This is a genomic window from Streptomyces viridochromogenes (genome assembly GCF_001270495.1).
Classification (GTDB): domain Bacteria; phylum Actinomycetota; class Actinomycetes; order Streptomycetales; family Streptomycetaceae; genus Streptomyces; species Streptomyces viridochromogenes_A.
The window spans coordinates 1-18,552 of sequence record NZ_LGUR01000010.1 but is presented as its reverse complement, the minus strand read 5'-3'; the positions used below and the strand labels follow the sequence as shown (position 1 = coordinate 18,552).

Sequence of the window (18,552 nt, the reverse complement as noted above, 5' to 3'; positions counted from 1 at the left end):
TTGCGCCAGACGGACTCGGAGGGAAGCTCGGTTCAGCGGCGACCGGATCTGCTGGACGTGCACGGCACTGTTCGTCCTCGTCCGCGCGCCCGCCGAGCGTAGAACCCGGCCCCGACAATGAGAATGGGGGGCAGAGAGCTTGGCGTGGCACCGTGATGGGTGGCAGCCCTGGTGTTCATGGACTGGCCGGCTCCTGGCGCAACAGGTCGGGACGGGCGTCGGCGAGGTCGTACGCCCGCTTGAGGCCCTCCATGAGGGCGGGTTCGATCCGGTAGATCCGCCGGCGGTCGTCCAGCTCCAGGAGTTTGGACCGGTTGTCCGGGCCGATCCTTTGCCGTACCGCGCGGATGCTGGTGAGCGTCCCACCGATCCTGTTCTGCGGGATCGGCGTCGTGGGGTGGTCGGCGAAGTGCTCCTGTATCTCGTCGTACGAGGCCGTGCCGCCCAGTTCGACCAGGCGGCGCAAGACAGCGCGGGCGCCGGGCAGCACGGAGGCAAGGGTGTCGAACAGCATCCGGTCCGTCCAGTCCTCCCACAGGACGTCACCGCTCAGGGTCTCCGGGCCCGGCCGGGACGCCAGCTCGGGGGCGTCCGGCCAACCGCTCGCCACGGCGGCGGGGTTGAGTCCGTACGCCGCCTGCACCGCTGCGATCGCCTGCTCGTACGTGTCGGTCTGCGTGTCGATGGTCAGCTGCACGCCCGCCCCCTTCGTGATCTCCACCCCCATCCTGGCCCCCGGCCCGCTCCCCTGTCTCCCCACCGGTGCGAGGCCGAGGACGGTGCGGCGGAAGTCGCGGGCGGCGGCACGCACTTGCTGGGCGCCGGCCCATTCCGTGCGGTGCTCGACTCCATACACCGGGCCCCGGGGATGTCTTCTCCCCCGGGGCCCTGGTGTGTCCGGACGCGGGTCAGATCTCCCCGGCCGCCATGGCGGTGAGCCAATCGGCGGCTTCTGCGGTAGCTAGGTACGAGGCGTTGGCAGGATCCACAGCCGGAGGAGGCCGTCCGCGCCACCCGTTGCGTAAAGGCGGCTATCAGGGGAGAAGCCGGCACCCCAGATCATCCCGGCATGGCCGGTTAGAGGAGCGCAGGCTGCTTTCCATGAGGATGTCTGCCACACATGGGCGGCAGCGGCGGGATCGAGCGTCTCTTCGCTGTCATCTTCCTCATCATCAACGCGCGGATCCTCCGCGTCTGGATGAGCAACAGCCGTGAGCAGTTGGCTGTCAGGAGAGAAGGAAAGTGTGTGGATCAGGCCGTCGGTGTCGGTGAGGGGCTCACCAGACATGGCGCGCGAGTCCATGTCCCACAGCTGTACTGCTCGGCTCGCTGTGGCAAGCACGTTGCCATCGGGTGAGAAGGCGAGCGCCGTGACTTCTCCGGTGTGACCGCGAAGGGGAGTCCCATCCTTCTCAAGTGTTTCCAGGTTCCATACCTGAGCTGCCCCGTCGGTGTGTCCAGTAACAAGGAGTCCCTTGGAGGACACCGCGATGCCAGCGCTGAGGTTCGCTCCGATTTTCGCCACGCCTTCAGGCTGCTCGGGGTCGGTGATATCCCAGACGCGCACGGTACGTCCGGCACCGAGGAGGAGTCGGCTGTCAGGGGAGAACGCGATACTCCAGGCCCTGCCTGAACTGACAGCGAGGGGGTGGCAGAGGCTGCGTCCCGTGGAGACGTCCCACAGCATGATCCGTCCGTCGTGGCTGCCGCTCGCCAGCAGCTCGCCGTTGGGGGAGAACCGGACCGTCTGTACCTGCTCAATGTGTCCGCCTACGAGTGCCTGGCCCGCGCGGCGCTGAGCGATGGTGTCCCAGAGTTGAACGGTCCGAAGGCCATGGGCGGTGGCCAACAGCCGACCGTCTGGTGAGAAGTCCACGTCCCAGACGCCCTCGAGATCATCTGCCATGGGGAACATCTGGACTCGCTCGCCACGGCGCATCGCGGCAACAACGACTTGTTCGGCGAGTCCATGTGCGGTGACGGGCTCCGTCGGGTTGGAGGCTCTCCTCGGGGAGCGGGAGTCGATCTTGTGCCGCTCCTTGAGCTCCTGCACACGACGCCAGCGATCGCGCCAGCGCTGAAGCTCCGGATGGTTCTGCGGGGCACGAGAGCCGGAGTCGTAGGTCAGCAGCACGCGAACCAGAGCCATGTAGAGATTCTGGCTGGGATGGATCTTCGCGCTCAGTACTTGGCTGACAGCGGATGGGGAAGCGCCAGCTCGGTCCGCTATCTGCCCCAGCGTCGATGGAGTGGACAGCCTGTTCCTCAAGCTGCGCAGCTCGGCGGCCGACGCTTGCAACTCCGCCTCATACGAGCCGCGTTCAGGCGAACTGTTCCCTGGCTGCCGCTCCATCGCGCCCTCCCGTCAGGGAGTTCAGGATAGAGGCGAGTAAGTGAAATCGCGTGAAGTCCAGTGAGCTTGCGTAAAAAGTGCTGTATATCGCTGAAACCAGCTGCTGGTGCAGCAGCATCGAAGCTTCTTCGCGCTGTGCTGGCCTGAGGGCGCCGCTGCGCTGAACTAACCCCAGGCCCAGCCTGGTCAGGCGAGGTCCGGGCTGTGTGGGCCGGACCTTTTCCTGCCCGCGGAATTTCCTCGTCCGGGTTCCTGTCCGGGGCCTGGGCCCGCGCCCCAAGGGGTGAAGACGCAGATGCAGGACGCGACACACGAGCACGACGGGCCGGCCCCCAGCGCCGCCCGACCGACACCAGCACCTGAGGAGAAGGGCTGCTCATGAGCATGCACCAGACAGCCGAGGGAACGGACGCTCCGACACCCGCTACTCTGAAACAGGCCACCCTGGGCCAGAGCCATGGCTCCCCCACAGGGACGCTCTCGGGCAGAGAGCCGCAGGACCGCCGACCGCGCGGCGAACACCCCGCGGACGACACCAGGCAGGTGTCCGCAGTCCTCTTTCCTCCTGTCCGAAGGAGCACACCCATGGCCCGGGACGTCGATCCCAGCCTGTTCAGTCCACCCGATGACCAAAGCCGTGCCCGGCGATTCCGCCGTCGCCTCCGCGTGCTCGCCGCTCGCCTGCGCGCAATGGCTTGGAAGGCGGTGGGGCTGTTCGGCGAAGAGTTCATCAAGGGCTTCGCCAACAAGGCCGGCGGCATCGCTGCGATAGCCCTGTGCGCTGTCGGCATCGCGTACCTGCTGGGCATGAGCCCGGCCGATGCCGTCCGCGCAGTGCTGAAAGTGTGACAGCCCGACGCGCAGAAAAGGGTTGTCGGCTCGCACCGACAGCCCAGATGATCAGCGAGAACCTTCCACAGTGCCCCTGACCAGTCCCGACTGTACGGACGGATACCGCGAACGAGGAAGGCAACGAGCGCCGGTCCAACAGATCGAGCGACGGGAGGCAAAACACGCACCACAGGGGCGAGGATTCGCCGCAGCTCCTCAACGACTTCCAGGGGCGGCTCAGGCGCCTCCGCGACGCGGGCGTGGATGTGAGCAATGACGTCATCACCGAGAAGTCGCCGGCGTTCTTCCGCGCGCATGCATGGTCAACGAAGCGTGCGGCGGCGTGGATACGCAGAGTCCGGGCCACCATCACGCGGGCAGGTGCGCTGGCCCGGAGGACGGGCATGTTGGCGTTCGGGCGGGTCAGCAGGCGTCGGCGAGTTCTTCGATCTGGTCCGCGAGGCAGTGGTCGGGGTGGTGGAACTGAGCGCCGGCAAGCGTGTAGAGGCGGCGCACGACGGCCTTGGCGGCCTTCATGTCGCCAGGAAGTGGGCTGTTCGGGGCTGGCGTCGACCGCCGCTCCGGCTGAAGGCTGCGTCGGTGTGTCGAAGGCCGCCTGGCACGCTGTGGCAGAACAAGGGCGCAGCATGGACCATGCTCCGCCGTCTGCGAGTTGGAGCACACCGTTGTCTGCTGTGAGTGCGGCAAGCCCATCCCGCTGTCGCAGGACATCTACGCCCTGGACGGCGAGTGGCAGCGTCGTTTCCCGTCCATGAACGGCACCCTCGCCTGCCACGACTGCGCAGTGGGCACACAGTGGTCCTGCCAGAGGCCGGGAGGCAGCGAGTACGTGGACGGGCACATCGCCGCCTCCGGCAGGTCCCAGATGCAGGACTTCGACTCCTGGAGCCACATCCTGGGCAACGGCACCCACAGGGCCATGGTCATCAAGTACCCGGGCGCCGGACTCCGCCAAGGAGCCGAGGAATACCTGCGCGACGCCGCGCAGCGCCGCGGGGTGGCCCCCGCCCTAGCCCGCGAACTGCGCGCCGCGATCAGCGATTGGGACAGCAGCACGGCTCCAGTGCGACTGAATGGCGTCTCGCACAGCTGATCTGCCCTGTGGCGAGGTCCGTTAGAAGATCTCTGGGCGGCTACGAGCGCCTATCCGACGCCAAGAGCGGTGTTATATCTAGGCGTTTGCCCGATATTCTCCACTATGGGCAACAGCAGTGCGGCGCGTGGTCATGTCCAAATGGTGGACGCCATGACTTTGTACGCCCCCTCATGCACCAGCACCGTGCGCGACGTTGCTGGGCATCACCGCCCTGCGGGGTATGGACTGAACACGGTGAACACACCGCAGCCCTCGGTGCAGGCAGTCCGGCTTCCCAACCGGCCTGCACCGAGGGCTGACCCACCAGTCACAACTGGAAGGAGAAGTACGTGTCCGTACCTCACTGTGTGAATGCCCCAGAGTCTGGTCAGGCACACGGCGCAAAGGAGTGGCACATCGTCGTCATCACCGTCACGATCACCGTGATCGTGCTCGGATGCGCCGGAGTGAGCCCTGAGTGGATCGCCGCGACTGCGGCACTTCTCACCGCAACCACCCGGAGGTAACCGCAGCAGCGGCGCGAGGCTCCGCTACCGCTCATGACAACTGCCCGGGCCCCGACCGTGATTGAGGTCGGGACCCGGGCAGCAGCGTGATGCTGAGCATCCGTGTCGTAGAGGGCGGCGCCTTGACGGAGTCTGAGAACGTTCCCGGCAACGTCAGCCGGGACAGCCGGCCACCACCAGAGCTCCGTCACCCGCCCTCCGGGTCTCACTCAGTGCCAGCCGCGGCGATGAGTAGAGCAGTGCGTCCTCGCGGTACAGCTCGTACCGGTACGAAGTGGCCCGTTCCAGGTCGCGGCGCTGCTGGGGGTCGGCGTCAGGCAGAGTGAGTTCAACGAATCCGCGGCCGTCACGCAGGACCCCCTGGGACCTGATCCTCCCGGTGATGACCACCGAGGTGTCACCGATGGTCAGATAGACGGTGTCACCGTGCATGGGGTGGGGCCCGGGGAAGCCGGTCATGCCGCCCCTCTCTGTCGCCTGCTGGTCGCGCCCATCCTCTCCGTGACGCACTGATCTGCACCACTCCCCTGCCCAGGTAGTGCGGTCGGGAGTCTCGGGTGAGGCGGCGGCCGCGGCTGACTGCCTACTGTGGTGGCCGTGACAACGTCTTCCGAGCCGATGCCGGTGCCCGTGCCCGTGCCCGTGCGGGTCGTGCTGCCCGCCGACCCGGTGCTCGGGGGACCGAGCAGCAGGAGATCGTCGCGCGGCTGTGGAGGCGGCGGCAGACGGAGACGGGCTGGGTGTATCTCGTGGGGCTGCCGTCGTACAGAGACCTCAAAAACGGGAGTGTGGAGGCGGCGGAGTACCGGGTGTGGGTGCGCGCTCCGGAGCACGTGCGGCGGGTCGACTGCGTCGACTACGACCGGGTCGTCACCGAGCGGCTGGAGCGGTCGCCGCAGTCGGTGGTCCGGAATGTCCTCGGGGAACGCCGGCCGTCCGGGTGGGTGCTGGCGAAGCTGCGCGGCGAACGCGGCCCGGACCGGGGCGTCCTGCACGCGGTGGACTGCGACGAAGCGCCGCAGGGCGCGCCGCTGCTCGATCTGGAGCACGCACTGAACGTCGCGGAGAGTCCGGCGGCCCGGCTGTGCAACCTGTGTGGCTGCGCGCAGGAGCTGAGCCCGCTGTTGAAGGGCTTCGACCACATCGCCGGCTCCGATCCGGGCGAGCCCTGACCTGACCAGCTCCTAGGCGTCTTCGACATCGTTCCTGGCGTCGGCCATTGCGGGCGCGCGGTCCCTGATCGTCGGGTGGGGCTGTCCCGTCTGACTGGAGGACCGGGCGTGGTGGGTGATGACCGCGATTGCCGTCTCCCGAGCGAGGTCGAACGTGTGGCTGCCGTACGCGGCGAGCAGCTGCTCGCGCTCGGCAGCGCCCAGGGCTTCGTACGGGCACGTCTGCAGGGCGGCCAGGGCGTGGTGCTGCAGGACACCCCGGACGCTGGCGGACCGGCTCTCGTCCGGGCCGGTGAGCGGAAGGCCGACGACGTCGGCCCCTTCCAGGGAGATGCTGGAGGCGAGACCGTAGGCGGCGGCGCCGATCAGCGTCACCACCCGGGGGCGGTCGGCTTCCGGGACGTCCCCGCCCTGCCGCATGTGCCACAGCACCAGCTCGTCAGCGGCGGAAAGGCAGTACTCCCACGTGGTGCGGGGAGGGCGCAGGGCGTCGGTGGTCATGGCGCGACCGTACCGGAGGGCGCCGTACGCCGGTGGGGTGCAGTCGTGTTCCAGGTCGGGCACGGCTCGAACATCCGTGTCATTCTGCGGTTATCCTGCGGGTGAGGCGGCTGGTATCGACCGCCCGGAACAGGACGCACGATGTCGACTCCCCCGCCCCCGGTCTCCGAGCCGGATCCCTCCGCGCTGGCCTGCCCCGGCGACCGTGTCGGTCTGTGCGCCGGGTGACTTGTTAACTGCACCTTCTCTGACTCGTTGAGCGAGGGGATCGAGATCCCCTTAGGAGAGTCTGTTGCAGCAGTTACACCGCGCCCTGATTGAGGGACAGGCCGATGTTCCTCGGGTGGGATGTGTCCTTGAGGTGGAGACGGCGTACCCCCGCTATGTGGTGTTGGATGTTGCGGGAGCACGTCTTGAGCCCGTGGTCCAGTACCTGCGGGACCTCGCTCTGAGCGACAACCGACCACTGACCTGCCGGAGCTACGCCTTCGATCTGCTGCGTTGGTTCCGCGTGCTCTGGTTCCTTGAGGTCCCCTGGCATAGGGCGACTGAGGCGGAGACCAGCGCCCTGGTGGGCTGGCTCCGCGTCACGGCGAACCCGCAACGGCGCCGGCGTAACCCTGGCGCCCCGCCACCCGGGTCGGTGAATGGCCGCACTGGCAAGGGCTACCTGCGGATCGGCTACGCACCGAGCACGATCAACCACAACCTCACGGTGGTCAGCAGCTTCTATGCTTTCCACGGGCACCACGGACGCGGCCCGGTGGTCAACCCGGTCCCCGAGGCGTCCGCGCTGCGGCACGTCCTAGCTCACCGAGATCCTGACGCTGCTCCGCCCGTGTTCAGACGGGCACGTCTTCGTCAACGGGTCCCGAGTACGGAGCCACGAGCCATCCCGGACGCAATGTGGGACGAGCTCTTCGCAGCGATGAACCACGATCGGGACCGAGCTGCGGTGCTCCTCTATGTCTCCAGCGGCGCCCGGGCCAGTGAGCTGCTGGGCGTCACTCCGGCCGCCATCGACTGGTCCCGTCAGCTGATCTATGTGGTGACCAAGGGCAGCCAGGAACGCGAGCCGTTGCCGGTCAGCCCGCAGGCCCTCGTGATCTTGGCGTCCTATCTGGACAGGGCCGGCCTTCCGCCTGCCCATGAACCGGTCTTTCGGACACGTCGAGGGCCTGAAAAGCCGCTGTCCTATTGGGCGATGAGGCGGGTGATCCAGCGCGCGAACGAGAAGTTGGGCACCAACTGGACTCTCCACGACATCCGGCACACAGCCGCGAATCGCATGGCGAACGATCCGGCCCTCACCTTGCCGCAGGTGCGTGTGATCTTGAGGCACAGTGACCTGGCGACCACGGGCCGTTACCTCAACGCCCGGGTCGAGGAACTCTTTGAGGTTCTGCAGGCCCACTACAACCGGCCCCGTGTCGAGCGGAGTTTTGCGCCGGGCTATGACCCAGAGGACTTCAAGGCGGTGTTCGGTGGCTAACACTTCTACGGTCGAGACGTACACGATCCGGGACCGGCGACGAAACTACCGCGGTGGTGAACGGCAGGACGTGACGCGGTTCGTGAGTACCGTGGTGAAACCCGCTCCCGCCCCGAGACCGCAGAACCCGCCCGCACCGTTCGGTGATCTCTCATGCGCCACGGTCCCCAACCTGCTTGACCTTGCCACGGAGATTCTGCGCGATGCCAGTGAAGGGACCCGTGAAAAGCGCCGCGCTGGCATCCACATGCTGTTCGACCACCTGGCGACTCATCCAGGCAAGACGTGGCAAGAACGATGGGAGGCCGCTGGCTTCAACACGGAGGACGCCCCGCCGGTCAGCATCCTTTCCGCAACCCGGAGCCAGGCCAGCAGCGTGACCACTGCACTGAAGATGGCATTCGGCCTGCGGATCATTCAGCCCTCCTTGTCGGGGTTCCGGGTGAACAGGTTCTCCGGCTACGCCGAGCCGTTCCGCTTGCTGCAGGACGATCCGGCGTTGGACGAATTCTTTAAGGTGATTGACGCCCACACACGGCTGAACTCGGTCCACAAACACCGGGCGAAGTTCGACATCACCTGCGCGCTCACCACCCAGGGCATCGCCCTGGAGCACGTGACGCCCTCGGCACTTCTGCACTACTCACTGGAGAACAAGCGACTCGGGCTCACGCACGGAGCCTGCAACAAGGACGAGACCCGATTCGCCGCTCGGGCCGCATGGGAAGTGCTCCTGGAGATGGGGCACTTCCCCCAGGGGACACCCCACACGGTGCGCGCATGCTTCCAGCAGGGCCAGCACAGCGTCGAGGGCCTCGTCGACCGCTACAAGATCGAGAACGCTGCTGTCCGCCAGCTGCTGATCGACTACCTCGCTCGGCGCAAAGCCGACACGGACTACACCACCCTGGACGGATTGGGCCGCCATCTGGCCGCCAACTTCTGGGCGGTCATCGAGCGCATCGCCCCTGGTCAGAAGGACCTCAGGCTCAGTTCAGAGGTCTATGAACAGTGGCTGGCCGAGATCCAGTTCTGGAGGGGCGACAGATCCAAGATCCGCCAGGACAGGGCCTCGATCCTGCTCGCGGTCCGCGGCTTTTATATCGACCTCCAAAGCTGGTCCGTCGGCGAACCCGAACAGTGGGCGCAGTGGGTCGTTCCATGTCCGATCCGGCCGCGCGACCTCAAGGGCTTCAGGCAGAGGCGACGTGAGATCCACCGGCGGATGGCCGACCGGACCCGCCTTCGTCAGCCTTTGCTGCCGGTACTCGTCCAACACGTCGAATCGCGGCATGAGCACTTTGCTGACCTGCGCGAAGCCGCACGCTCCACACCGCTTGGCGCCCAGTTCACCCATCGTGGCCACCACTACCGCCGCAGCAACTCCCCAGAGGACCGACGTCGGATCAAGACGCCCGAGGGCCCCACTATCCGGGTCATCGACGAGGAAACAGGCAAGATGATCCACCTGGACCGAGCCGAGGAGATGGCGTTCTGGGACTGGGCTGTGATCGAGGTCCTCCGGCACAGCGGCATCCGGATCGAAGAGCTGACTGAGCTCACCCACATGAGCATCCGCCAGTATCAACGGCCCAACGGGGAGATCATCGCGCTCCTTGTGGTCGCTCCGTCCAAGAATGAGCGCGAGCGCGTCATCCCGATGTCGCCCGAACTCTTCCACGCCATCGCACAAGTCGTCCGCCGGCAGACGAAAGACGGCCGACCGATCCCCTTGCTGAGCCGCTACGACCCCCAGGAACGAACCTGGTCAGAGCCCATGCCTTTCCTGTTCCAACGCCAAATCGGCACGGTTCACAGCGTCCTGGCTCCCAACACGGTCGTCCGGATGCTGTCCCGGCGCTGCGAAGAGATCGCGCAGACGAACAAGGCGTTCGAGGACGCCACGTTCACTCCGCATGACTTCCGCAGGCTATTCGCCACAGAAGTCGTCAACGGTGGTCTTCCGGTCCACATCGGTGCCGCCCTGCTCGGGCACATGAATCTCCAAACCACACAGGGCTACGTCGCCGTCTTCGCGGAGGACATCGTCGGTCACTACCAGAAGTTCCTCGACCACCGCAGGTCGCAGCGGCCCGAAGACGAGTACACGGACGTCACACCCCAGGAGTGGGCGGAGTTCGAAGAGCACTTCGATAAGAGGAAAGTCGATCTCGGCAACTGCGCTCGCCCCTACGGCACACCGTGTCAGCACGAGCATGCATGCATCCGCTGCCCAATGCTCCAGATCAACCCGAAGATGCTTCCCCGTCTCGACGAACTGGAGAAAGACCTGGTCATGCGGCGGAAGCGCGCGGAGGAGGAGCAGTGGCTCGGGGAGATCGAGGGCATCGACCTAACTTTGACGTTCCTGCGGACCAAGCAAGCCGACGCCATCCGCTCACGACGACGAACCACTGTTGACCTTGAGTTTCCGCGCCCTCGCGGCTGAGAGGCTGTCCTCATGATGGACAAAAGAGGTGGGGTTGAAGGACAGGCGGTTCACCCCGGCAAGTACGCACGTGTCGAACGGGAGAGGCGGTTCCTGCTGGCCGAGCCACCAGCGCAGTCGGCGGTAACCGTCAGTCGCGTGATCAACGACCGGTATGTGACAGGAACGCGCTTGCGGCTGCGTCGGGCCGAGTTCTCGGATGGCCGCCGTGAGCTCAAGCTCACTCAGAAGGTCCCGATCTCTCAGCCTGGCGCCACCCAAGGGCTGATCACGAATACGTACTTGTCGCCAGCCGAGTACGACGTGCTCGCCTCACTGTCGGCCGCCCTGCTGTCGAAGACTCGCTTCAGCGTTCCACCCTTGGGTGTTGACGTCTTCGACGGTCGTTTGCAGGGCTTGGTACTCGCAGAGGCCGAGTTCACCACAGACGAGGCGGCAGAGTCCTTTGTCCCCGCTGCCGAGTGCGTCGTAGAGGTCACTGACGACACTCGCTTCACAGGAGGACGCCTTGTCCAGGCGTCCCGCCACGAGCTGCTCGGGTGGCTAGCCGAATACGGGCTCCACCCAGAAGACTCCTAGCAGCTCGCGCCGCCTCGCCACCCCGAATACCCTCGCCGCCCATTCAGGTGAAGTGCACAGAAGCGCGACGAAACACAACGGCAAACCCACCGACCGCCGTTGACCGTGGCATCCCCGCTTCACGCCTACCCAGGAGATGACCACGAGGGTCAGTACCGAAAGCTGGCCCGCCCCTCACTGAGATAGATCATCCAAGGGCGAATCGGCTCGCCGCCCGCCACGGGCCTCAGTTCAACACCGAGATCGCGCACGGCGGCAATCGCCCCGATCAGGTGCTCAGGAAAGTGCTGGCGGCGCGCCTCCTCCTGAGCAGCGAAGAGCGGACCAAGTTCGTCCCAGCCGGCTCCTGGCACGAAGCGGCAGAGAATCCACGGTTGATCGATGCTCACGTCCCAGAGCGCACCGACCAGCAAGTCGCCATGCCAGACCTCGTATGCGGCCGTCTCCCCCACACGCCCCTCCCCAGATTCCTGCGGAGACAGTAGCCGCGGCGCAGTCGAGTCGCGAGAGGCCAACCCCAAAGGATCAAAGGTCCATACAGAGCGGAGAGTTCACTCCCAGACCGAATACCTTGCACCACTCACTCGGGTGAAGCGCAGAGAAGCCAGCGAAAGACGCACCGGTACGGCAGCGGCGGCTGCCCGCTTTCTCTGTGGGTGGACCGGGTGTGGTGTGACGTTGGGTGAGGTGGGTTCGTTGAGCTCCTGGGACTCGTTCTCGGGGGGTGTGGCTCTGCGGCGGGTCGTTGCACGACTCGTGGCAGGAGTTGATGATGCGGGCGTTTCCCGTGGTGATGCCGTCTGGGCAGAAGTACTGGACGGTCCTTGATGACGACCTGGAGGTCGTCTCTGTTGCTGATCGCTGGCTTCGGAACCTGCGGTTCGGCCGGGACCGTGCGGAGCTGACAACGAAGGCGTACGCCGGTGGCCTCGCGCTCTATCTGCGCTGGTGCCGGTCGACGGGCCGGGAGTGGACGGCGGCGGGCCGGGACCTCGGCCTATTCATGGTCTGGCTGAAGTACACCCCTGCGCCCCGAGACAGTGTGGTGCCGGTGGTACAGCCGGGACCGGGCGCCGTCCCGGTGCGGGGCGAGCGCCGGATCAACCGAGTGCTCGTTGCGGTGCGGGGCCTGCTGTCGTACGCGATCTCGGTTAAGGAGGCGCCCAGGTCGGTGCTCGGGCAGATCTACGAGCTCGCCGACAGCCGGGACCTTCCGGCGGAGGCACAGGGCGAGGACGGCGGCCTGTTCCACCGGCTGCGGCCAGTGCACTCGCTTCGCGAGCCGGAGACGCAGGTGGACCGAGCCGAGGACGCTGAGCTGGTGGCGATGTTCGTCGCCTGCCGCAACGCGCGTGACCGGCTGATCGTGCTGCTGGTGGGCCGGGGAGGGCTGCGCCGCGGTCAGGTGGCGGGGCTGCGGCGCAGCGACGTTCATCTGTTGCCGGACTCCCGGGCGCTGGGCTGCGATTACCCGGGCGCCCACGTGCATGTGCGGCGACGGGAGAACGTAAACGGGGCCTGGTCGAAGTCACGGCAGGCCTGGGTGGCGCCGCTGGACTTCCTCGTGGTGTCCGCGTTCGACCTGTACTACGAGGAGCGCCACCGCCTGCTCGGATCGGGCGGGAGCGACTTCCTGCTCGTGAACCTGTTCCGGGAACCGCTGGGAGAGCCGATGTCGCCGGAGGCGATCGGGGAGCTGCTGGAACGGCTCAGTACCCGGGCCGGCCTAGCCCGGCGGGTGGGAGCGCACATGGCGCGCCGGGCGTTCGCGTCGAACGTCGCCGACGCCGGAGGCGCTCCGGATGAGGTGCAGGCGGTGCTCGGGCAGAAGAGCCTGCATTCGCAGGCGCCGTACCTGTTCCCGGATCCGAAGCGTGTGCGGGCGGCTGTCCTGCGGGTGCCATCACCGCGCGGGCTGAGCTGACCGGAGGCAGGCCGGTGACCGCAACGAGCGCCGCAGCCCTGTCCAGGAGCGAGGCACCGGCGGAGGGCGAGCGGCTGGAGGAGATCCTCAGCGCTCTAGACAACGACTTCCTCGCCCTGTTGGGGTGGGACTGGGAGCGGCGGGTGATCACGTGGCCGCGGCAGCATCCAGTGATCGGTCTGCCCGACTGCCCCGTGCCCGGCTGCCCTCTGGCAATCACGGTGCTAACGCGGCCGATGTGCGCAGGCTGCATTGAGCGGTGGCGCCGCACCGGCCTCCTGCTGGAGGAGTTCCTGCTCGTGCCGAAGGAGACCAGCCGCGGGGTCGGCCAAGGCCCGTGCAGGGTCGGGAGTTGCGAGCGGCCCCGCGTCACCGTCGCCGGCCAGCTGTGCCTGGCCCATCATTCTCAGCACACCAAGACCGGCCTGATCGCTTTGACCTTGGAGGAGTTCCTCGTCCACCCGAGAGTGACCGGGTACGCCTCCTTCGGGCCGTGTGAGGTGGCCGCATGCTACCTGGACCGCGTGGGCCGCCAAGCCCCGTACTGCAAGGCACACCTCAACCGCCTGTACCAGGCCCGGACAACGCCCGGGTTCGATGAGGCACACTGGCGCCGGACAGACCGGGCGATCTGCACCACCCGCGAGGTCAGCCTGCGCGGCCTGCCGGACCGGCTGGTCGCCGAGCTCCTCTACGGACTATGGGCTCGCACCCAGGAGGGCTTCAAGGCCCGGCCGGAGTGCCTGCGCCCGCTGTATGACCGGCTGCGCATCTACCAGGTGCAGCAGTTGGCGGAGGTGACGGATCCTGCCGGTCACGGGCACAGCCGCGAGCAGGTCACGATGATCCGGGCCTGGCAGCGGGCGCTGAGTCTGCTGAACATGACGCCGGAAGCCGAGCGCGTCAAGGACGTCTGGGACATGGCAGTCTTCGGCTACACCGGCCACATGTCGTTCGCACCCGTGCTGCAGGAGCCGCTGCGGGAAGCGATGAAGATCTGGGTCTACGACGACCTGCCCCGGCGCCGGAACAAGAACGCGGTCCAGCACGCCCGCGCGATTATCGCGGCCGTGGGCATGCTCTCGGAGAGCCTGCGTGTGCAGCGCCAGGACCGCGGAACGGTACCTGCGGCATGGGGACGCAGCGACATCGTCGCTTTCACCAACCGCATGGGCTACTTCACCGCGACCGGGAAGATCAGCCCATCCAGGCGGCTGGCCTTCACCCGGTTCGTCCGCAGGGTCCTGCTCCGCTTCCGGACCCTCGGTCTCACCGCGCCCGGGCAGCTGCTGGAGGGTATGCCGGCCGACTTCGCAATCGGGCCGGAGGACATGCCCGACGAGCCCGGGGACACCGAGGCCGGCCGCGACCTGCCGGAGCAGGTGCTGCGCGAGCTGTGCGCTCACCTGGACGTGTTGGAGGCCATGAGCAGCATCGAGGTGCGTGTCGCCACCGAATTGCTCATCGACACGGACGGCGTCCGGACGAGATCAACACGCTCCCGTTCAACTGCCTGGAGCAGGACCCGGACGGCTCTGACGTCCTGGTCTACGACAATCACAAGGCCTACCGGTTCGGCCGCCGCCTGCCGATCGGCAAGGAGACGGCCTCGATCATCCGCCGCCAGCAGCAGCGCGTCCGCGAACGCTACCCCGCAAACGCCGCGGCCCGGTTGCGACTGCTTCCGCGCCCCAAGGCCAACCCGGAGGGCACCAAGCCGCTCGTGGACATCTCCGCCCAGCACCGGGCCTGGGTGGGCTCCCTCCCCGACCTCCTGGTGCCGGTCGTGGTCTCCGAAGGAGACACCCGCGTCACACGGCTGGTGCCGTTCGACAAGACCCGGATCTTCCCGTACGCCTACCGGCACTGCTACGCCCAGCGGCACGCCGACGCCGGTGTCCCGGTCGACGTCCTCAAGGAGCTGATGGACCACCGGCTGATTACCACCACCCAGGGCTACTACCGCGTAGGCGAAGAACGCCGCCGTGAAGCCGTTGACCGGGTCACCGCCCTGCAGTTCGACCGCCATGGCAAACGGGTCTGGCGCACCGCGAAGAACCTGCTCGACTCCGAACACGTCCGCCGTGCGATCGGGGAGGTCGCCACCCCCTACGGCGTCTGCCGCGAACCCACAAACGTGGCCGCCGGTGGCCACGCCTGCCCGCTCCGCTTCCGCTGCCTGGGGTGCGAGCACTTCTCCACCGACGTCTCCTACCTCCCCGACCTCCAGGCCCATCTCGCCGACCTGCTCCGCAGCCGCGAACGCCTCATGTCCGCCTTCGAAGCCGACGACTGGGCACGGACCCAGGCCATGCCTGCCGAGGAAGAGATCCGCCGCGTCCGCTGGCTCATTGAACGCGTCCAGACCGACCTCAACGACCTCGCCCCCGAGGACCGTGCGCACATCGAGCAGGCCGTCACCCTCGTACGCCGCAGCCGCACCGTCATGATCGGCATGCCCCGCGTCCGTCAGCCTTTGCCCGCCGTCCGACCCACAAGGATCCCGACGTGACCACCCCGATGCACGACGGCCGCCAGGCCAGCACCGGCCGGCGCCGGCAGCGAGTCCAGGATGCCATCGCCACCGCTGTCCGCGACGGTACCCCGCTGACTGCCTCGGCCATTGCCCGCGCGGCCGGCGTGGACCGCACCTTCCTCTACCGCCACCGCGACCTGCTGCAAGATGTGCACTTGGCAGGCACCCAAGCCGTGGGCCGGCCGCAGGGTTCAGAGCCCGTGGTCACCAGTGAGTCGCTCAAGGCAGACCTCGCCAACGCCAACGCCCGTGCGGCCCGCTTGGCCTCCCGCGTGAAGCATTTGGAGGACCACCTCTCCCGACAGCTCGGCGAGCGAGCATGGCGGGAGTCCGGCCTCGCGGCCGCGCCGGACATCGCTGAGTTGCAGACCACGATCGAACATCTCAAGCAACGCAATGCGGAGCTGACGCAGAACCTGGAGGAGCGACAGGCAGAACTCGATGCCGCACGGGCCGCGAACCGCGATCTGACCCGAGCCTTGAACCAGCGTGGCTGACTAGTGCCTCTGGCTCGGCTGCTGGAGCCCCAACGGCCCGCGATACCGGTGGGCCCTCGTATTCAACTGTCGCTGGTTTCCCGAGGAACGCAGCCTGCTGGTGACCGTGTGTGATCCTCGGCGGGGCATCGGGCTCCATGTCGGGGTGCCGTACGGCGAGGTCAACCTCGACATGGAGCCCGGCTGAATCTCGCCCCAGATACCGAGCTCGGCCCTCGCGCCACGGCCGCTCTCTTGGCGGAACCAGGGACAACTGGGGCGCGTGTCTGATGGGGTGACGTGGTGAAGGCACCGGTGTAGGTGCGTTGCCCCAGTTCCGGACTGATCTCACAGGGGGAAGGGCGAGGATGCTGTCGGAGACAATGACTGCGCTGGCCGCGGCAGGAGGCACTGCGGTGGTGCAGGCCGCAGGCACAGACGCATGGACAGAGGTACGCCAGGAGGTGGCCCGTTGGTTCGGCCGGGGGAGTCAGCAGCGCGAGAGCGCCGAGCTGGAGCGCCTCGACCAGACCGCAGGCGAGCTGGACGCGGCTCAGCCGACCGATGCGGAGCGGGTGCGCATCCGTCAGGAGGCAGCGTGGCAGGCTCGGATCGAGGCCGTGCTGGAAGGTCTGGAGGACATCCAGCGGACCCGGGTCGCGGATGAGCTGCGCACCCTGCTGGCCCAACAGACCTCCCACAGCGGTGTGTCGGCCAGCCAGAGTGGTCTGGCCGTGGGCGGAGACGTGAACGTCCGGGCCGACCACGGGTCCGCCGCCGCTGTGAGCATGGGGAATGTGACGTTGGGAAACCCTCCCCAGCCGGGTTCGCACCAGGACTGAGCGCACCCGGTACCACCTCGGCCGCGCCGACTCACAACGTCAGCGGCATCTTCGCCGACCACGGCAGCATCGCCGTCGGCTACGCCGAGCAAGTCCACCACCACGCTCCGCCCCGCACACCGGCCGCCTGGCCGCACCAAGTCGGCGTAATCCCGCCCCGCGCTCTGTCCTTCCAACACCGGTCCGACGCCGACCAGTTGCGGGCGGCGGTCGACAGCGGGGGCACCGCGGTGCTCAGCCAGGTACTGACCGGGACCGGGGGGGTGGGCAAGACACAGCTGGCCGCCGACTACGCCCGCACTGCCTGGGACAGCGGCGAGGTCGACGTACTGGTGTGGATCAGCGCGAGCAGCCGCCAGGCCATCATGGCCGGGTACGCACGGGCAGGCGTGGAGCTGCTTGCCGCCGACCCCGGTGAGCCCGAGCAGTCCGCGCGGGCGTTCCTGGCCTGGCTGGAGCCCAAAGCCGGCCAGAAGCCCTGCCGGTGGCTGGTCGTACTGGACGATGTCACGGATCCTGCCGATATGCGCGGCTGGTGGCCGCCAGACAGCCGCCACGGCCGTGCCCTGGTCACCACGCGTCGCCGCGAGGCCGCCCTGACCGGAGCAGGCCGGCACCGGGTGACCGTGGGTTTTTTCACCCCCCAGGAAGCCGCCGCTTACTTCACCACCGTACTCGCCGGGCGCGACCGCCGCGACGAGCCGACCGACCAGATCAACGGCCTTGCCGCCGACCTGGGATACCTGCCCCTCGCCTTGGCCCAGGCCGCCCACTACATCATCGACACGAACCTGACCTGCGCCTCCTACCGAGAGCTCTTGGCCGACCGGATCGAGAAGCTAGCCGACTTGCTGCCGGAGCCTGGCGCACTACCCGACGACCAGACCGTCACCGTGGCCGCCACCTGGTCCCTGTCCATCGAACGCGCCAACCAGATCCGCCCTGCCGGCCTGGCCGGCCCCATGCTGCAGCTGGCCGCGATGCTCGACCCCAACGGCATACCCACGGCTGTCTTAGCCAGCGAACCCGCCCTCGCTCACCTCACCGAACACCGCACCCGAACCGGCCAGGGCCCCACAGCGGAACCGGGGCCGGTTTCCCATCGGGACGCGGTGCGCGCTCTGCGCGTCCTGCACCAGCTCAGCCTCATCGACCACACCCCCGACGACCCCCACCAGGCCGTCCGCGTCCACCAGCTCATCCAGCGCGCCACCCGTGACGCCCTCGCCCCCGACCACCACGACGCGGTTGCCCGCACCGCCGCCGACGCCCTCACCGCCGCCTGGCCCGCCATCGAACGCGACACGACCTTCGCGCAAGCCCTCCGTGCCAACACCAACGCTCTTCTCGGCACTGCCGAAGGCGCCTTGTATCAGGCCAGCGGCGCGCACCCCGTGCTCTTCCACTCCGGCCGAAGTCTCGGCTTGAGCGGACAGGTCCTAGCCGCCATCGACCACTTTCAGCACATGACTCGCACCACCCTCCGACTTCTTGGACCTGACCACCCTGACACCCTCGCTGCCCGCAGCGACCTGGCCCGGTGGCGGGGGGAGGCTGGTGATGCGGCGGGTGCCATTGCCGCGTACGCCGAGGTGCTCGCCGACCACGAGCGGGTGCTGGGCCCCGACCACCCCCACACCCTGGCGGCCCGGAGCGACCTGGCCTGGTGGCGAGGTGATGCGGGTGATGCGGCGGGTGCCGCTGCCGCGTACGCCGACCTGCTGGAAGACGTGCTGCGGGTGCTGGGCCCCGACCACCCCGACACCCTCACCGC

General features: G+C 67.6%; 17 protein-coding genes. 12 read left to right on the top strand and 5 right to left on the bottom strand.

Features of this window, described 5'->3' with window-relative positions; all coding sequences use genetic code 11:
* Positions 1-175: 175 nt before the first annotated feature.
* Positions 176-721, bottom strand: a complete 546-nt coding sequence (locus ADK36_RS49920) for a hypothetical protein (protein ID WP_234329660.1) — start codon at positions 719-721, stop codon at positions 176-178.
* Between the two features lie 240 nt (positions 722-961).
* Positions 962-2,353 (bottom strand): WD40 repeat domain-containing protein, encoded by a 1,392-nt coding sequence (locus ADK36_RS03465; protein WP_078916773.1) that lies wholly within the window; start codon positions 2,351-2,353, stop codon positions 962-964.
* A 585-nt stretch (positions 2,354-2,938) separates the two neighbouring features.
* On the opposite strand from ADK36_RS03465, the gene ADK36_RS03460 reads away from it, so the two are divergent.
* Positions 2,939-3,202 carry a hypothetical protein gene (locus ADK36_RS03460; protein ID WP_053196321.1) on the top strand — a complete coding sequence of 88 codons (264 nt, stop codon included), beginning with the start codon at positions 2,939-2,941 and terminating at the stop codon, positions 3,200-3,202.
* Between the two features lie 655 nt (positions 3,203-3,857).
* On the top strand, positions 3,858-4,298 hold the full coding sequence (locus tag ADK36_RS03455) for a hypothetical protein (protein ID WP_048587061.1): 441 nt from the start codon (positions 3,858-3,860) through the stop codon (positions 4,296-4,298).
* A gap of 662 nt (positions 4,299-4,960) precedes the next feature.
* Here the strand turns inward: ADK36_RS03455 and ADK36_RS03450 are convergent.
* Entirely contained in the window at positions 4,961-5,266 is a 306-nt protein-coding gene (locus ADK36_RS03450) for a hypothetical protein (RefSeq protein WP_048587060.1), read from the bottom strand.
* Between the two features lie 281 nt (positions 5,267-5,547).
* Here ADK36_RS03450 and ADK36_RS03445 point away from each other — a divergent pair, with 281 nt between their 5' ends.
* Positions 5,548-5,979 carry a DUF6233 domain-containing protein gene (locus tag ADK36_RS03445; RefSeq protein WP_234329659.1) on the top strand — a complete coding sequence of 144 codons (432 nt, stop codon included), beginning with the start codon at positions 5,548-5,550 and terminating at the stop codon, positions 5,977-5,979.
* Between the two features lie 12 nt (positions 5,980-5,991).
* Here ADK36_RS03445 and ADK36_RS03440 read toward each other — a convergent pair whose 3' ends face one another.
* Positions 5,992-6,480, bottom strand: coding sequence for a hypothetical protein (locus ADK36_RS03440; RefSeq protein ID WP_159391080.1), 489 nt, complete (start codon positions 6,478-6,480; stop codon positions 5,992-5,994).
* Between the two features lie 292 nt (positions 6,481-6,772).
* On the opposite strand from ADK36_RS03440, the gene ADK36_RS03435 reads away from it, so the two are divergent.
* Genes ADK36_RS03435 through ADK36_RS49385 form a run of 3 tightly spaced genes read left to right on the top strand, consistent with a single transcriptional unit; the run spans position 6,773 to position 11,000 of the window.
* The gene (locus ADK36_RS03435) at positions 6,773-7,972 is read left to right on the top strand and encodes a tyrosine-type recombinase/integrase (RefSeq protein WP_053196317.1); all 1,200 of its coding nucleotides are present in this window, start codon (positions 6,773-6,775) and stop codon (positions 7,970-7,972) included.
* Positions 7,965-10,421, top strand: coding sequence for a tyrosine-type recombinase/integrase (locus tag ADK36_RS49390; RefSeq protein WP_199830094.1), 2,457 nt, complete (start codon positions 7,965-7,967; stop codon positions 10,419-10,421). The genes ADK36_RS03435 and ADK36_RS49390 overlap by 8 nt, the downstream gene beginning before the upstream one ends.
* Positions 10,422-10,433: 12 nt before the next feature.
* Entirely contained in the window at positions 10,434-11,000 is a 567-nt protein-coding gene (locus ADK36_RS49385; RefSeq protein WP_048587058.1) for a hypothetical protein, read from the top strand.
* A gap of 149 nt (positions 11,001-11,149) precedes the next feature.
* On the opposite strand, the gene ADK36_RS03420 is transcribed toward ADK36_RS49385, so the two are convergent.
* Positions 11,150-11,452, bottom strand: coding sequence for a hypothetical protein (locus ADK36_RS03420; RefSeq protein ID WP_048587057.1), 303 nt, complete (start codon positions 11,450-11,452; stop codon positions 11,150-11,152).
* Between the two features lie 341 nt (positions 11,453-11,793).
* Between ADK36_RS03420 and ADK36_RS03415 the strand changes: the two genes are divergently transcribed.
* The 6 genes from ADK36_RS03415 to ADK36_RS03395 form a co-directional block, all read left to right on the top strand.
* Complete coding sequence (locus ADK36_RS03415; RefSeq protein ID WP_234329658.1) at positions 11,794-12,924, top strand: tyrosine-type recombinase/integrase; 1,131 nt, start codon at positions 11,794-11,796, stop codon at positions 12,922-12,924.
* Between the two features lie 14 nt (positions 12,925-12,938).
* Complete coding sequence (locus tag ADK36_RS49380) at positions 12,939-14,849, top strand: hypothetical protein (protein WP_199830093.1); 1,911 nt, start codon at positions 12,939-12,941, stop codon at positions 14,847-14,849.
* The gene (locus ADK36_RS49915; protein WP_234329657.1) at positions 14,747-15,436 is read left to right on the top strand and encodes a site-specific integrase; all 690 of its coding nucleotides are present in this window, start codon (positions 14,747-14,749) and stop codon (positions 15,434-15,436) included. The genes ADK36_RS49380 and ADK36_RS49915 overlap by 103 nt, the downstream gene beginning before the upstream one ends.
* A complete protein-coding gene (locus tag ADK36_RS03405; protein WP_234329656.1) occupies positions 15,433-15,957 on the top strand; it encodes a DUF6262 family protein in 525 nt (174 codons plus the stop codon). The genes ADK36_RS49915 and ADK36_RS03405 overlap by 4 nt, the downstream gene beginning before the upstream one ends.
* A 395-nt stretch (positions 15,958-16,352) precedes the next feature.
* Entirely contained in the window at positions 16,353-16,778 is a 426-nt protein-coding gene (locus tag ADK36_RS03400) for a hypothetical protein (protein WP_338060770.1), read from the top strand.
* Between the two features lie 263 nt (positions 16,779-17,041).
* On the top strand, positions 17,042-18,552 hold a 1,511-nt coding region (locus ADK36_RS03395), incomplete at its 3' end, for a tetratricopeptide repeat protein (protein WP_234329655.1).

What these genes read in the sequence shown, in the direction of transcription:
- ADK36_RS03465 (WP_078916773.1), bottom strand. Translation starts at nt 2,353, where the DNA reads ATGGAGCGGCAGCCAGGGAACAGTTCGCCTGAACGCGGCTCGTATGAG.
- ADK36_RS03460 (WP_053196321.1), top strand. Translation starts at nt 2,939, where the DNA reads ATGGCCCGGGACGTCGATCCCAGCCTGTTCAGTCCACCCGATGACCAA.
- ADK36_RS03450 (WP_048587060.1), bottom strand. Translation starts at nt 5,266, where the DNA reads ATGACCGGCTTCCCCGGGCCCCACCCCATGCACGGTGACACCGTCTAT.
- ADK36_RS03440 (WP_159391080.1), bottom strand. Translation starts at nt 6,480, where the DNA reads ATGACCACCGACGCCCTGCGCCCTCCCCGCACCACGTGGGAGTACTGC.
- ADK36_RS49385 (WP_048587058.1), top strand. Translation starts at nt 10,434, where the DNA reads ATGATGGACAAAAGAGGTGGGGTTGAAGGACAGGCGGTTCACCCCGGC.
- ADK36_RS03415 (WP_234329658.1), top strand. Translation starts at nt 11,794, where the DNA reads ATGCCGTCTGGGCAGAAGTACTGGACGGTCCTTGATGACGACCTGGAG.